The organism is Mesorhizobium sp. B2-5-3, from assembly GCF_006441005.1.
Taxonomy (GTDB): Bacteria; Pseudomonadota; Alphaproteobacteria; order Rhizobiales; family Rhizobiaceae; genus Mesorhizobium.
The window spans coordinates 77,339-91,857 of record NZ_VFUS01000002.1 but is presented as its reverse complement, the minus strand read 5'-3'; the positions used below and the strand labels follow the sequence as shown (position 1 = coordinate 91,857).

At 64.1% G+C, this 14,519-nt stretch carries 18 protein-coding genes; 4 read left to right on the top strand and 14 right to left on the bottom strand.

What is annotated here, in order from left to right; translation table 11 throughout:
* Window positions 1-168: 168 nt before the first annotated feature.
* The 14 genes from fliP to FJ867_RS04980 all read right to left on the bottom strand — a co-directional run bounded on the left by fliP (window position 169) and on the right by FJ867_RS04980 (window position 11,045).
* Complete coding sequence (fliP, locus tag FJ867_RS05045; protein ID WP_140513640.1) at window positions 169-900, bottom strand: flagellar type III secretion system pore protein FliP; 732 nt, start codon at window positions 898-900, stop codon at window positions 169-171.
* Window positions 897-1,391, bottom strand: a complete 495-nt coding sequence (locus FJ867_RS05040; RefSeq protein ID WP_140556614.1) for a flagellar basal body-associated FliL family protein — start codon at window positions 1,389-1,391, stop codon at window positions 897-899. The genes fliP and FJ867_RS05040 overlap by 4 nt, the downstream gene beginning before the upstream one ends.
* 21 nt (window positions 1,392-1,412) lie before the next feature.
* On the bottom strand, window positions 1,413-2,117 hold the full coding sequence (gene flgH, locus FJ867_RS05035; RefSeq protein ID WP_140513639.1) for a flagellar basal body L-ring protein FlgH: 705 nt from the start codon (window positions 2,115-2,117) through the stop codon (window positions 1,413-1,415).
* Window positions 2,114-2,692: a MotE family protein gene (locus tag FJ867_RS05030; protein WP_181167714.1), complete on the bottom strand. Its 579-nt coding sequence runs from the start codon at window positions 2,690-2,692 to the stop codon at window positions 2,114-2,116. Before FJ867_RS05030 ends, flgH begins: the two co-directional genes overlap by 4 nt.
* Window positions 2,693-2,695: 3 nt before the next feature.
* Window positions 2,696-3,937, bottom strand: a complete 1,242-nt coding sequence (locus FJ867_RS05025; RefSeq protein ID WP_140522322.1) for a flagellar basal body P-ring protein FlgI — start codon at window positions 3,935-3,937, stop codon at window positions 2,696-2,698.
* Window positions 3,934-4,458, bottom strand: a complete 525-nt coding sequence (flgA, locus tag FJ867_RS05020) for a flagellar basal body P-ring formation chaperone FlgA (protein WP_140496215.1) — start codon at window positions 4,456-4,458, stop codon at window positions 3,934-3,936. The genes FJ867_RS05025 and flgA overlap by 4 nt, the downstream gene beginning before the upstream one ends.
* Window positions 4,459-4,463: 5 nt before the next feature.
* Window positions 4,464-5,252, bottom strand: a complete 789-nt coding sequence (gene flgG, locus FJ867_RS05015; protein WP_140513636.1) for a flagellar basal-body rod protein FlgG — start codon at window positions 5,250-5,252, stop codon at window positions 4,464-4,466.
* 11 nt (window positions 5,253-5,263) lie between these two features.
* Window positions 5,264-5,587, bottom strand: a complete 324-nt coding sequence (locus FJ867_RS05010) for a flagellar hook-basal body complex protein FliE (RefSeq protein WP_181165227.1) — start codon at window positions 5,585-5,587, stop codon at window positions 5,264-5,266.
* Window positions 5,584-6,000: a flagellar basal body rod protein FlgC gene (gene flgC / locus FJ867_RS05005; RefSeq protein ID WP_140496213.1), complete on the bottom strand. Its 417-nt coding sequence runs from the start codon at window positions 5,998-6,000 to the stop codon at window positions 5,584-5,586. The genes FJ867_RS05010 and flgC overlap by 4 nt, the downstream gene beginning before the upstream one ends.
* 2 nt (window positions 6,001-6,002) lie before the next feature.
* Window positions 6,003-6,383, bottom strand: coding sequence for a flagellar basal body rod protein FlgB (gene flgB / locus FJ867_RS05000; protein WP_140496212.1), 381 nt, complete (start codon window positions 6,381-6,383; stop codon window positions 6,003-6,005).
* Between the two features lie 86 nt (window positions 6,384-6,469).
* The gene (locus FJ867_RS04995; RefSeq protein ID WP_140566247.1) at window positions 6,470-7,129 is read right to left on the bottom strand and encodes a hypothetical protein; all 660 of its coding nucleotides are present in this window, start codon (window positions 7,127-7,129) and stop codon (window positions 6,470-6,472) included.
* Window positions 7,110-8,507 carry a flagellar protein export ATPase FliI gene (gene fliI, locus FJ867_RS04990; protein WP_140513634.1) on the bottom strand — a complete coding sequence of 466 codons (1,398 nt, stop codon included), beginning with the start codon at window positions 8,505-8,507 and terminating at the stop codon, window positions 7,110-7,112. The genes FJ867_RS04995 and fliI overlap by 20 nt, the downstream gene beginning before the upstream one ends.
* A 1-nt stretch (window position 8,508) precedes the next feature.
* Entirely contained in the window at window positions 8,509-9,231 is a 723-nt protein-coding gene (flgF, locus tag FJ867_RS04985) for a flagellar basal-body rod protein FlgF (protein ID WP_140513633.1), read from the bottom strand.
* A 2-nt stretch (window positions 9,232-9,233) separates the two neighbouring features.
* The gene (locus FJ867_RS04980) at window positions 9,234-11,045 is read right to left on the bottom strand and encodes a DUF1217 domain-containing protein (RefSeq protein ID WP_140816706.1); all 1,812 of its coding nucleotides are present in this window, start codon (window positions 11,043-11,045) and stop codon (window positions 9,234-9,236) included.
* A 157-nt stretch (window positions 11,046-11,202) separates the two neighbouring features.
* Between FJ867_RS04980 and motA the strand changes: the two genes are divergently transcribed.
* The 4 genes from motA to FJ867_RS04960 are packed head-to-tail and all read left to right on the top strand — an operon-like array spanning window position 11,203 to window position 14,519.
* Entirely contained in the window at window positions 11,203-12,078 is an 876-nt protein-coding gene (gene motA, locus FJ867_RS04975; RefSeq protein WP_140496207.1) for a flagellar motor stator protein MotA, read from the top strand.
* Window positions 12,079-12,110: 32 nt separating this feature from the next.
* Window positions 12,111-13,058 carry a FliM/FliN family flagellar motor switch protein gene (locus tag FJ867_RS04970; RefSeq protein WP_140496206.1) on the top strand — a complete coding sequence of 316 codons (948 nt, stop codon included), beginning with the start codon at window positions 12,111-12,113 and terminating at the stop codon, window positions 13,056-13,058.
* 17 nt (window positions 13,059-13,075) lie between these two features.
* Window positions 13,076-13,462, top strand: coding sequence for a flagellar motor switch protein FliN (fliN, locus tag FJ867_RS04965; RefSeq protein WP_140496205.1), 387 nt, complete (start codon window positions 13,076-13,078; stop codon window positions 13,460-13,462).
* Window positions 13,463-13,505: 43 nt separating this feature from the next.
* Complete coding sequence (locus tag FJ867_RS04960; protein WP_140816704.1) at window positions 13,506-14,519, top strand: flagellar motor switch protein FliG; 1,014 nt, start codon at window positions 13,506-13,508, stop codon at window positions 14,517-14,519.

Genomic DNA, 14,519 nt, shown 5'->3' with positions numbered 1-14,519 from the left:
ATTGGCCGGTATGACGGAGCGGCATCATGCCAATGATCTGTCTGAGACCCGATCACCCGCCATCTGCGGGGAATATGGCGGCAAGTCCCTACCAAAGGACTAAACCGGACGGTTAATCGAAAAATATTGTCGAAAAAACGGGAGGGCGCGGTTCGGCGCCGGGCGCGATCAGTTGAAGGAGCGCACCAGGCTGCCGACAAGCAGGTTCCAGCCGTCGATCAGCACGAAGAACAGGATCTTGAACGGCAGCGACACCACCGTCGGCGGCAGCATCATCATGCCCATCGCCATGGTGATGGTGGCGACGATCAGGTCGATGACCAGGAACGGCAGCACGATCAGGAAGCCGATCTCGAAGCCGCGCCTGATCTCGGAGATCATGAAGGCGGGCACCAGGATGCGCAGGTCGACGGTTTCCTTCGCAACGGTCTGGCCGCGTTCGCGCGCGAGGTCGGCGAACAGGTCGAAGTCCTTGTCGCGCACATTGTGCAGCATGAAGGTGCGGAAGGGATCGGAAATCTTCTCGAAAGCCTCGGTTTGGCTGATCTGGTTGTCCATCAGCGGCTTGACGCCGGTATTCCAGGCCTGGTCGAAGGTCGGCGCCATGACATAGAAGGTCATGAACAGCGACAGCGAAATGAGGATAAGGTTCGCCGGCGTCGACTGCAGGCCGATGCCGGCGCGCAGGATCGAGAAGGCGATGACGAAACGGGTGAAGCTTGTCACCATGATCAGCAGGCCCGGCGCCACCGAAAGCACGGTGAGCAGGCCGAACATCTGGATGATGTAGCCAACGGTGGTGCCGTCGGCCTTGCCGATGCCGCCGAGGTCCAGTTGCTGGGCCGTCGCGATCGATGTGGCGGCGCCGAGCAGCGCCGCGGCGAGAAGAAATTTCTTCATTCGAGCAGCAACGTCCTGATGAGTACCTCCTTGGCATGCCCCTGGCTGCGGATCGAGGCGCGCTCCTCGATATCGGCCTTCAGGTGCTGATAGCCGCTGGCGCCTTCTATCTGGTGCATCTTCAGGGTGCGCACGAAGGCCAGAAGATCCTGATGGATCTCATCCGACATTGCCGGCGGCTGCGGCGCGTCGTAGACCACCGACACTTCCATCCTGATCCAGGTCTCGGCGGGCGAGGCGATGTTGGTGGTGATCGGCGCCAGCGCGACGAGTGACGGTCCCGTGCCGGGCTCTTGCGCGTCGGCGGGCTTGGGCACCTTGCCCTCGTTTTCCGGCGCGACGGGTACCGATGCCGGTGCCCCCACACCCTTGAGATAGCCGCCGGACAGCCAGCCCATGCCGATGGCGGCAGCCGTCACCAGGAGCAGCATGGCGCCCTGGACGGCAAGGGAAGGACCCTTGCGAGACGGAACCTGTTCGACGCTGGCCACGGTGCTGCGGTCTCCAATGCCCTAGAATGGAAGAACCTGGTCGAGGATCTGCTGGCCGTAGGCCGGCTGCTGGACCTCGCTGACGCGGCCGCGGCCGCCATAGGAGATGCGCGCCTCGGCGATGCGTTCATAGGAGATGGTGTTCTCCGCGCCGATATCCGACGGGCGCACCATGCCGGCGATGGTGAGCACCCTGAGCTCATAGTTAACACGCACTTCCTGCGAGCCCCTGATCATCAAATTGCCATTGGGCAGGACTTCGGTGACGACGGCAGCAACGTTGAGCTCCAGGTTCTCCGAGCGCTTGATCTCGCCGTCCGCATTGGTTTCGGTGCTGGAGCTCAGGCCGGCGTCGCCCTTGCCGCTCGTGCTCTTGTCTTCCCATCCGAGCGTGACGTCGTAACCCAGCTTGCGCGAGGCGGTGCGGCTCCTGTCGTTCTGGTTCTTGAAGTTGGCCTTGTCGTTGAGCTTGATCCTGACGGTGAGAATGTCGCCTTCGCGCAACGCCCTGGGGTCGGTGAACAGCCGGCTCTGGCGATCGTCCCACAGCGAGAATTTCTTGACCGGCGCGGCAGGCGGCTCAGGATAGCTGTAGGGCGAAGCTCCTTCACTGCCGATGCCGGAACCGACCGGCGACAGTGAAGGCTCCCTGCCGATCTCCTTGAGATTGGTGCCGCAGCCGGACAAAGCTGCGACCGCGCACAGGATGAGCGTTCTGCGGATCATGACGGATCTACCCTTCGGGCTGCGCTGGCCATGATGCCGGTGAGCGTCGCCGCCGCCTTCTGGTCCATTTCGTTGAGGATGACGCCGGCCTTGCGCGAATCCAGCTTCATCAGGATGGCCGCGGCGAGATCGGCATTGACGATGGCCAGGCGCTCGGCCGCCGCGTCGGGCTTCATGCCGGCATAGATCTTGACGACGCTGTCCTCGGCCCGGGCCAGGAACACCTCGCGCCGCTTCAGCCAGGTCTCGTATTCGGCCCGCTTTTCGTCCAGTGCCTTCATGCGTTGGTCGATGCCGGCCTGGAGCTGTTTCAACTCCTCCGCCTGCAACACGTAGCGGCGGTCGCGGGCGGCGTCGGCTATGTTGGAGCAGAAGCGCTCGATCTCGCTTTGGTCGGGAGCCTTCTCCCGGGCCAACAGCTGCGGCGCGGGTGCGGGCGGCGCCCCCGGCAGGACCTGGCGGACGGCTTCCTCGGCATGCACGCCGCTGGAAAAGGCCGCCAGAGCGCAGGCCGCGAACAGGATCGCGGCGGGGCGGCATCCTTGATGGAATGAGGGGAAGAAGATCATCGGCATCGCCTATTGGAGAACCAGATCGGCTTGCAGGGCGCCGGCCGACTTGATGCCTTGCAGGATGGCAATGATGCCGTCGGGCTTCACGCCGAGGCGGTTGAGGCCGGAAACAAGGGTTTGCAGGTCCGGGCCGTCGAGCACGGCGACGCGCGCGTCGGGCCGGCTGGCGTCGATGGCGGTGAACGGCTCGACGGCGGTTTCGCCCTTGGAGAATGGTTCGGGCTGCACGACGCGCGGCGCTTCGGTGATGCGCACCGTCAGCGTGCCGTGGCTGATGGCCACGCGTGAGATCTTGACGTCGTTGCCGATGACTATGGTGCCGGTGCGCTCATCGATGACGACGCGGGCCGGCGTATCGGATTCGACCACGAGGTTCTCGATCTCGGCGTAGAAGCGGGCCGCCGATACGCTTTTCGGCCGTCTGATTTGCACGGTGCGGGAATCGCGCTCGGCCGCCACGCGCATGCCGAAGCGCTGGCTGGTGTAGTCATTGATCGCGTCGGCGATGCGAATGGCGGTCGAGAAATCGGGATTGCGCAGCTGCAGCGTCAGTATCGGCTGGTCATCGAACTCGGCCTTCACGGCACGCTCGATGATGGCGCCGTTCGGCACGCGGCCCGCGGTCGGGACGCCTTGCGTCAACTGCTCGGCCTGACCCTGGGCGGTGAAGCCCGAAACGATGACCGCGCCCTGGCCGACGGCATAGATTTCGCCGTCCGCCGCCTTCAGCGGCGTCATGATCAGCGTGCCGCCGGCGAGCGAGGTGGCGTCGCCCATCGAGGAGACGTCGATGTCGATGCGCGCGCCCGACTGTACGTAGGGCGGCATGTTGGCGGTGACGATGACGGCGGCGACGTTCTTGGCGCGCGCTCTGCCGCCTTCGGTGGCGATGCCGAGATTCTCCAGCATGGCGCGGATCGACTGTTCGGTGAACGGCGAGTTGCGCAAGCTGTCGCCCGATCCGGCGAGGCCGATGACCAGGCCGTAGCCGACGAGCTGGTTGTCGCGCGAACTCTGCAGCTGCGCGATGTCCTTGATGCGCGAGGCGACCTGGCCCGGCGGCAGCGAGCTTGGCCCGGGCGAGACGCGGAACATGCGCGTGGTGGTGGCCGGATCATATTCAGGATCGTCATAGACGCCGCCATTCCTGGCGGCGAGTTCGCGCTTGGCCTTGGGCGTGAGGCCGTCGGCCAAGGCAGGCTGCAGGCCGAGCGCGGCCGCAAGCAGAAGAGCAAGCGGACGCATCATGAAGCGCTGACCTGGATGGTTCCGTCAGCCATCACCGTGCCGGAGAGAATTTTCCCGCTGTCGCTGTTGCGAACCTTGATGAGATCGCCGGCCGAGCCTGGCTGCAAGGTCACGGCGGTGGCCGATATCGTCAATCCGCCGGCGATGAAGAAGACCTGCACGGCTGCGCCCTGCTCGACCAGCCAGGCGTCGCGAATGGCGGCGGCGGGGATGTAGCGGCCGGGCAGCAGCGTGCGCTTGGCGATCTTGCCCTGGAGTTCCTCGGCAAGGGTGGCCACCGCGTCGGGCTTGTGCTTGCCGGGGATGAGGGTCACCTGCTTGAGGGCCGCGAGCTCGATGGTCTCGCCGGGATAAATGACCCGGTTTGGGATCAGCACGACCTCGCCGGCAGGCTGGCTGCTGGCGATCTGCGTTGCCGACCGGTTGGCCGCGTCCTGCGCGAAAGCCGGCATGCCGCCGGTCACCAGCGCAAGGACGAGCGCGGTGCGGCGGAACGCGGAGCAGGAGACCGGACCGGCCATTGTCGTTACCTGATGTTCTTGGAGACGACCGAGGCCATGTCGTCGGCGGCCTGGATGACCTTGGAATTCATCTCATAAGCGCGCTGCGCCGAGATCAGTTCGGTGATTTCCTTGACCGGGTCGACGTTGGAGGCCTCGAGATAGCCTTGCTGGATGGTAGCGAAGCCGGGATCGCCCGGCACGCCGGCATTGGCGGGGCCGGAAGCGGTGGTTTCCTGGAACAGATTGTCGCCGAGCGGCGCCAGTCCCGCTTCGTTGGCGAAGTTGACGATCTGGAGTTGGCCGAGATTCTGCAGATCGGTCTGGCCGTCGATGCGGGCGAAGACCTGGCCCGTCTTGTTGACGATGACCTCGACGGCGTCGACCGGGACGTTGATCGCTGGAATGACGCTGGCGCCGTCCACCGTCACCAGCTGGCCTGTGGCGTTGGTGTTGAAGGCGCCGGCGCGGGTATAGAGCGTGCCGCCATCGGCGCCTTCGATCTGGAACCAGCCCCTGCCGGTGAGCGCCATGTCGAAACTGTTGCCGGTGCTGGTCAGTTCGCCCTGGGTGTGGACGTTGCGCACGGCGGTGGTCTTGACGCCGAGGCCGATCGAGACGCCCTCCGGCACCAGCGAAGCGTTGGAGCGGTTGGGCACGCCTTGCGTGCGGTCGACCTGGTAGAGCAGGTCGGAGAATTCGGCCCGCGCCCGCTTGTAGCCGGTGGTGTTGATGTTGGCGATATTGTTGGCGATGACTTCCAGATTGGTCTGCTGGGCGTTCATGCCGGTGGCGGCGATGGCGAGTGCTTTCATGGCCGAACTCCTCAGATGCCCATGCGGCTGACTTCGAGATAGGCCGAAACGACCTTGTCGCGGATGGCGACGGCGGTCTGCAGCGCCTGCTGGGCGCTCATCACGGCATCGACGACCTGACGGGTGTCGGCGTCGCCCTTGAGCGCCTGGACCGAGACCTGCTCGGCGTTCTGCAGCGTGTTGACGGTCTTTGTGGCCGCCTGGCTCAGCGCCTCGGCGAAGGAGGTGCCGAGGTTGCCTGCGCTCGCGGGCGCAACGCCGCCCTGAAGCAGCTCAGTCGCCGTGTCGCCAAGTCCAGGCTTCAGGTTTAGCGCGCCGATGCCGTTCACGATCATTGGTTCCTCATCAGGTCGATGGTCATTGAAATGAGATCGCGCGCCTGCTTCACGACTTGCAGGTTGGCCTCGTAGGAGCGGTTGGCCTCGGTCATGTCGGCCATTTCGATCAGCACGTTGACGTTGGGCATCTTGACGTAGCCCTTGTCGTCGGCGGCCTCGTTGCCGGGTTGGAATTCCACGGGAAAATCGCTGGGATCGCGGTCGATCGAGTTCACTTCGACCGTTGAGCTGCCAGTGGTCCGGTCGAGCTCCGAGACGAAGCTGATGGTCTTGCGGCGATAGGGGTCGGAGCCGGGGGTGGTGCCGGTCGACTGGGCATTGGCGAGGTTTTCGGAAACCACGCGCAGCCGCTCCGACTGGGCGCCGAGGCCGGAGGCTGCTACTTTGAGGGCTGCTGTGAGCGCGTCCATGGTCAGCTCTTCACCGCCATCATCATCATCGAATGGAATGCCTTGACGATTGCCGTGTTGAGCTCGAAGGAGCGGCGCACCTCACCGGCCTTGAGAAGCTGGTCCTCGAGCACGACGGTGTTTTTGGACGGCATGACGACGCCGTCGTCTTCCTGTGGCTTGATCGCGAAACCGGCATTGGTCGCGGCGCTGCCGAGGTGTCCGGCCTGTGTCGTCTGCAACGACACCGCCGCGCGGTCGAGCACCTTTTCGAACGGCTCGACATCGTTTGCCGTATAGCCCGGCGTGTTGGCGTTGGCGATGTTGCCGGCGACCGCCGACTGACGCACGGCCAGCCATTGCGCCTGCTTGGCGGCGAGATCGAAAAGAGAAACGGGCTCCATGGGAATCTCCGGGCGTGTGCCCAAAGACTAAGCCGCCAGTCTTGCGCGGACCTTGCGGGCGGACGCAACCGGCAAGCGCGGCGAACTTATCTGGAAAGCTCGATCACCTGGTTGGCGCTGGTGACCATCACCCATTTGCCGTTGCGTTGCTCGATCGACGACACCTTGTTGGAATCCGGCAGTATCGAGCCGCGCTGGACCATCCACAGCCCGGTGTCGTCCTCGATCATGGCGCGGCCATTGGCGACGTGGACCATGCGGAATTTGGTGACGTCGGCCGGAAAGGGCTGGTCATCTGGTGCCGGGGCGGCGCTGGGATCGTCCTGCACGGTTCCGGTGGCAAGCAGGTCGATATTGGCATTCGGAACGTCCTTGGCCGTCAGCGGCGCGCTGCGCTCGGCAACCATGCCGCCGCCCTCGCGTCCAGAATTGGTGCCGGTGCCGCCGAACTTGATTGCCTGGACGCCGAACTGTTCCTGATTGAAGAAGATATACCAGGGGAACAGCGCGCAGATCAGGCCGAGCGTGATGCCGAGCGCGGCGATGACGAAATCGCTGCGCCGGCCGGCCTTCTTGCCCAGCCTGGGAAACGCGGCCTTGGGCGGCTGCGGCCATTGCGGCGCCGCGAAGAGCCCGTCGATGGCCGAGTTGCGGCTGGCTTCGATCTCTTCTTCGGCTTTCGCCTCAGCGATCATTTCGCGCAGGATACGCTCGGTATGCTGGAGCTCAGTCCCCTTGTTCGGCATTCTGCTTTCCCTTGAGATGGCGGGCGAGATCGGAGAACGGATCAGCGGACGGGCGGTCCTTCGGCGATTGCATCAGCGCCTCGTAGATCAGGGGTACCTGGCGCACCGCCATATCGAGTTCCACGTCGGCGCCGCCCTGGTAGGCGCCGAGCAGGCGGATGTCGCGCGTGTCCTCGAAGCGGGAGATCATCGACTTCAGCCGCGTCACCAGCGCGCGCTGCTCGACGCTCCAGGCCTTGCCGGCCAGGCGTGATATGGACGACAGCGGATTGACCGGCGGATAGCGGCCCTGTTCGGCGATCGCGCGGTCGAGCACGACATGGCCGTCAAGGATGCCGCGCACGGAATCGGCCACTGGATCGTTGTGGTCGTCGCCGTCGACCAGCACGGAAATGATCGCGGTGATCGATCCTTTCCCTTCCACTCCCGGCCCGGCGCGTTCGAGCAGCTTCGGCAGCTCGGTGAAAACCGAAGCGGGATAGCCGCGCGCGACCGGCGGCTCACCCGTTCCCGTCGCAACTTCGCGCAGGGCGTGGGCAAAGCGGGTGATCGAATCCAGCACCAGAAGCACGCGGTGGCCCTGGTCGCGAAAATGTTCGGCGACACGCATCGCGGTGTCCGGCGCCCGCCGGCGCATCATGGCGCTTTCGTCGCTGGTGGCGACGACGGCTACGGTCTTGGCCATGCTGTCGCCGATCGTGTCCTCGAGGAATTCGCGGACCTCGCGGCCGCGTTCGCCGATCAGCGCCACGACCACGGTGTCGAAGGCGTCTGCGCCGGCGAGCATGGCCAGCAGCGTCGACTTGCCGACACCGGAACCGGCAAAGACGCCCATGCGCTGGCCGAAACAGAGCGGCGTGAAAATGTCGATGATCTTGACCCCGGTCATGAAGGCGGTGCCGACGCGCTGGCGCGCCATGGCGCCGGGCGTGGCGGCCCCGGACATGCCGTCGCCCCTGATCAATGGCGGGCCACCGTCGATCGCCCGGGTGAGCGCGTCGATCGTGCGGCCGCGCCACGAGGCATGCGGCGCCACGGCGAGCGGACCGCGACGGAAAACGGCGTCGCCTATGCCGGCATCGGCACTGCGTTCGAAGGGGGCCACGACAATCTCGTCGCGGCTGATCTTGACGATCTCGCCGCGGCGCGTGCCGGCATGGCCGCGCTGTTCGACAAGATCGCCCAGCCTGGCGAAATCCGAAAGGCCGCGCACCTTGTAATGCGTCGATGTGACTTCGGTGACGAGGCCGCCGCGTTTGAGCAGTCCCTCGGCATCGCTGAAGCGCCGCCATATCCGCTCCAGCGCGGCAAGCCGGTCTTCCGGCGTTGGCTGGGGCAGTCTTTCGGGTGCGCGCAGGGTTGGCTGGTCGAGCGACATGCTACTTCGAGCCGAGCGTCTTGATCGCCTCGTCGGTGGAGGAATCAGTCTGCCGCATCAGGGCGGCGGTGTTCTCGAAAGCGCGCTGGACCATGATCAGCCGCGTCATCTCCAGCACCGGATTGACGTTGGATTCCTCGACGAAGCCCTGGGCGACGCCGATATCGGCGCGATCGGTCACCGGCTCGGGCGTGCGCGCCGGCACGATACCGGAATTGCCGTAGCGCACGAAATTCTCACCCGGATCGAAATTGTACAGGCCGATGGAGCCTACCAGCTGATCGTTCTGGCGCAACGATCCGTCGGCTCCGGCCTTGGGCGGGCCGTTGCGGGGGTCGAGCTGGATCGGTGCGCCGCCGGCGTCGAGCACGGGATGGCCCTCGACCGACATCAGCTCGCCATTCTCGTTCATCGAGAAGCGGCCATCGCGGGTCATGACGGTGCCGACCGGCGTCTCGATGGCGAACCAGGCGTCGCCCTGTATGGCGAAATCGAACGGATTGCCGGTCTCGGTCAGAGAGCCATGGGCGCCGGAAAGGTAGGTCTTGCCCGAGGAGGCGAAGGACACGGATTTCGGCCCGGTGCCGGACACCACGTCCTCGAACTTCACGCCGGTGGCGCGAAAGCCGACGGTCGAGGCGTTGGCGACATTGTCGGCGATCGTGTCGAGCCGACGCTCGAGCGCGATCTGCGAGGAAAGGGCGACGTAGAGACTGTCCCGCATGGTCAGAACTTCAACTTCTGCATGGCCATCATCAGGTCGGTGGAGATCCCCGCCGTGACCGGCTTGGCGAAGAGCACGCTGATCGACGACACGGCTGACGAGGTCGGGTGGTTGATCTCGTACATGGAGGTGAAGCGGGTCAGGAACTTGCCGAGCTTTTCGGGGTCGGAGAAATCGGAAATGTCGAGCTTCTGCTCGAACAGCTGCGCCTGCTTGTCGACGTCGGCGGTGGCGAAGGAATCGGGCAAGCCGAGCACTGTGCGCACCACACTGGCAAGAGCGGTGTCGGCGAGCACATTATACCAGCTGGTGATATCAGGCGCCTTGCGCTGGAAATAGAGCGCCAGCCGTACGCCCTCGTTTGTTTGGCCGGCATCCTCCTCCAGCGTCTGGCGCATGTATTTGTCGACGGTCGGCTGCTGTGCCGGATTGGTCGCGGTGGCCGCTTCGCCGTATTGTTCGAAGTTGAAGGCGGAGGCGAGCCCGGCATAGGCTTTGTTGGTCATCTTGTTGGCGACGCTGTCGGGGTCGCGGACGCCACCGGCCAGAACGCTGCGGATGAGATCCTTCCTCTCTGTCGCCGGATCGAGCGCGTAGGCCGAGAGGGCATAATTGTACAAGCGGCTGTTGGCCATCAGATCGTCGATGGATTTCACGTTCGTGATGTTGGCCAGATAATATGCGGTCTCCGACTTGATGTAGTCCGCATTTGGCTTGATCAGGCCAAGCGCCGACCCTGTCGTGTAGATTTTCGGCGTATCTTTCAGCACTGCGTCGCGCGTGGTCGTCTGATCGCCATATTGGGCAAAATCGAAGGCCGTGACGAAGTTGGCGTATCGTTTATCGGTCAGCTTGTTTGCAGGGCTGTTGGGATCGCTCACGCCGCCCTCGAGCATGGCGCGGATCTGCCGCGGGGTTTCGGTTGACGCATCCAGTCCATAGGACGCCATGGCGAATGTAAGCAGGCGCTTGTCCGCCATGAGGTCGTCAATCGACTTCACCTTGGAAATGTTTGCCGCGTAGTAGTCGGCCTCGCCCTTGACGTACTGCGCGCTCGGCTTGACCAACGTCAGCCCGGCTCCGGCCATGTAGCCCTTAGGCACCGCCTGCTGGACGTTGTCGCGCGTGGTCGTCTGATCGCCATACTGGGCGAAGTCGAACGCCGAGACGAAGTTGGCGTAACTCTTGTCGGTCAGCTTGTTGGCGGGACTGTTGGTATCGCTGACGCCACCTTCGAGCATCGCCCTGACCGTTGCGGCCGGTTCGGTTTCGGCGTCGAGCCCGAATGCGGCCATCGCGTATGTCAGCAGGCGGCTGTCGCCCATCAGGTCGTCGATCGACTTAACCTTGGAGATGTTGGTGACATAATAGGCGGTTTCGCTCTGATAGTAAGAGAAGCCCGCCTGCGAGGCGCCGATCTGGACTTGCAGCGCATAGTTGCCGGTCACCAGCTGCTGCGCCTTGTTGTAAACCGTGGTATTGGCGCCGTTGGCTGCGAAGTTGAAGGCGCTGACAAATTCGGCGTAGCGCTTGTCGGTCAGCTTGTTGGCGAAACTGTCGGGGTCGGAAACGCCTTCCTTGAGCGCCTTGACCATGAACGCCTTGGCGTAAGCCATGTCCTCCAGGCCGTAGGCCTTCATGGCATATTTGAACAAACGGTCATTGTTGACGAAATCGTCGATCGATTTCACCTTGGTGATGTTGTCCAGATAATATTTGGTGTCGCGATCGACCGTCGGCTGCTTTTCGATGCGGTCGATCGACTTGTCGATGTCCCTGGTGATCAACTGGTAGCTGGTATAGGTACTGAGCAAGGACGCGCCTCCGGCCGAAGCTATGCCAGCACAATAGACTCACTTCCTTGCGCGAAACTGAATCGCGCCGATCGGCTCGATACCGCTCCGATTCAAGCCTCACACAAGGCACGGGGACTATCCCTTGCACCTGACTTGAAATGCGGAAGGACCTCTCGTGGGCATTCTGATTGGACTGGTGGTGACGCTCGGCTGCGTCCTTGGCGGCTTCATGGCCATGGGCGGGCATCTGCATGTGCTGATGCAGCCCTGGGAAGCGGTGGTCATCTGCGGCGCCGCACTCGGCACCTTCCTCGTCGCCAATCCGATGAAAACGGTCAAGGACACCGGCAGGGGCATCCTCGAAGCCTTCAAGCAGGCCGTGCCGAAGGAGCAGGATTATCTGGAAACGCTCGGCGTGCTGCACAGCCTGATGCGTGAACTGCGTTCGAAGTCGCGCAGCGAGGTCGAGGCGCATATCGACAATCCCGAGGAATCGGCGATCTTCCAGGCATTCCCCACCGTGCTGAAGAACCACGACCTGACGCATTTCATCTGCGACTATTGCCGTATCATCATCATCGGCAACGCCCGTTCGCACGAGATCGAGGCGCTGATGGATGAGGAAATCCAGACCATCAAGTCCGACAAGATGAAAGCCTACCACGCGCTGGTGGCGGTCGGCGACGGCCTGCCGGCGCTCGGCATCGTCGCCGCCGTGCTCGGCGTGGTCAAGGCGATGGGCGCGCTCGACCAGTCGCCGGAAATCCTTGGCGGCCTGATCGGCGCCGCCCTCGTCGGTACCTTCCTCGGCATCTTCCTGTCTTACGCGGTGGTCGGGCCCGTCGCCACCAAGATCAAGACGGTGCGCGAGAAGAAGAACCGGCTCTACATCATCGTCAAGCAGACGTTGCTCGCCTACATGAACGGCGCCCTGCCGCAGGTGGCGATCGAGTTCGGCCGCAAGACCATATCGTCCTATGAACGGCCGACCATCGACGCCGTCGAGCAGAGCACGATGAACACCGGCTCCGCCGAGAAAAGGGCCGCCTGAGCGATGCGCGACAGATCGGTGCCGACATTGTCATGACCAGTCCCGGCAGTCCCTCACAAGCGCGCTCCCTGATCATCGAGCGCCTGGTCGGCGACAGCGGCGAGGCCGCCCAGGTCATCGGCGCCGGCCGGGGCATGGCAGAGCGCGCTGCGCCGCTGCTGCAGAAGAGCCTGACCAGTGAGCTTGGAGTTCCGGTCACCGTCGATCTCAGGGGGGTCGAGGTCAGCCGCGTCGCGGAGGCCCGCTCCCGTGCCGGCGATACGTTTGCCATGACCATCGTTTCGTCAGCCACGTCCTCCGATGCCATGACCCTGGTGATCGATGCGCCGGCGATCGCGGTCACGCTTTGCACGCTGTTCGGCGGCGACCCGGAGATGCCGGCATCGCCGATAGAGCGTGATCTGTCGCAGATCGAGGTCGATGTTTCGACCATGATGTTCCAGCAGGTCGCGCAGGCACTGAACGGATCGGGACGACGGTCGCTCGACCTGCGCCTGCCAGTGCCGCGGGCGATGTCGGGCACCGAAGCCAAACGACACGTGTTGCGCGACGGCGCTGCAATCCGCATCGTCTTCGGCATCTCGACGCCGGCCGACAGCGGCACCGTCACGGTGACGATGCCGCAGCGTGTCGTGCTGGCCAGCCGGGACAGCGCTGCTGCCGGCGGCGAGAACGATCAGGGCGCCAGCTGGCGCGCGCGCTTTTCGGAAGAAGTGATGCGCTCCACGGTAGCGCTCGAGGCGACCATGCCGCTGGCCCGACTGACGCTCGGCGATCTTGCCGATTTCGAAATTGGCCAGATCATCGAATTCGAGGAAACGGCGCAATCGCAAGCGCGTCTCGGCGCGCGCGGCAAGACGCTGTTCGTATGCGAGTTCGGCAAGCTGGGACAGAATTACACCGTCCGGATCAAGCATCCCTATGATGCCGGACAGGATTTTATCGACGGGCTCATGCCGGCTGGTGCCGGGCACGCCTGAGCTTTTGGAGACGATGCATGGCCAAGACCAAGGCAGAAGCCGAAATCGACCAGCCGGACGAGCAGCTCGACCGCGCCATCGAGGAATTGCGCGGGGTTCTGCATGAAGAGGAACAGCGCCCCGATATCGCGTTCAAGGCCGCGTCCGCGGCCAATTCGAGCGTCATCATGAACATCCCAGTCGACGTCCAGATCATTCTCGGCAGCACCGAGATGCCGGTGTCCGACCTGATGGCGCTGCAGAAGGGCTCCACGGTGGCGCTCAACCGCCGCATCGGCGAACCGGTCGACGTGGTGGTCAACGGCCGCAGAATAGCGCGCGGCGAGATCACCGTGCTCGAAAGCGACCCGTCGCGCTTCGGCATCAGGCTGACCGAAATCATCGCCGGCACGAAGGGCGCGTGAAGATGCGTCGCGGGTCTTGCCGGCGGCAGCGGGAGCGAAAGGCATGACAACGTCCCTTTCCCTGACGCGTCCGCAGAAGGCGGCCGCCATACTGGTGGCGATGGGCAAGCCGTCGGCCAGCCGCCTCTTGAAATTCTTCAAGCAGGAGGAATTGAAGGCGCTCATCGAGGGCGCCCGGCTGCTCAGGACCATTCCGCAAGGCGATCTCGAGCGCATCGTCGCCGAGTTCGAGGCGGAGTTCACCGAAGGGGCGGGACTGCTCGATTCCGCCGACAGGATGGACACCATCCTCAATGAATCGCTGTCACCCGAAGAGATGAGCGCGATCATGGGTGACAAGAAATTCGAGGTTGCGCCGGAAGGTCCGCCGCCGATCTGGCCCGAGCTCGAGAAGCTCGAGCCGGTGCGGCTTGGTACTTTCCTGGCCGGTGAACATCCGCAGACTGCGGCCATGGTGCTGTCGAAGCTGGCGCCGCAGGCGGCGGCGAGCGTGCTGTTGACGTTGAGCAAGCCGACGCGCGGCGAGATCATCAAGCGCATGGTGACGATGGCCAATGTTCCCGACGCCGCCAGCAGGATCGTCGAAAATCGGCTGCGCACCAGCGTGCTGGCGGAAACCGCGACCAAGGATACATCGGCCGGACAGGCGCGCGTCGCCAGCGTTCTCAACGAATTGGACAAGCCGCTACTCGAGGAGATCATGCAGGACCTGGAGGCCGCCGGCACGCCCGATCTCGACGGCGTCCGGGCTCGGCTGTTCTCCTTCGACGATTTGCCGCTGCTTACCCAGAAAGCGCGCGTGCTTCTATTCGACGGGCTGTCGACCGAACTGGTCACGCTGGCGCTGCGCGGCACTTCGGCGATCCTTGCCGAAGCGGCGCTGTCGGCGATCGGCGCGCGCTCGCGGCGCATGATCGAAGCCGAACTCGGACAAGGATCCGAAGGGGTTCCCCTCGCCGACATCATGGCGGCGCGCAAGACGATCGTGACGACGACAATCCGGCTGGCGCGCGAAGGCGCGTTCGAGCTTCCCGCGACCCAGAACGCCGCCGCCTAA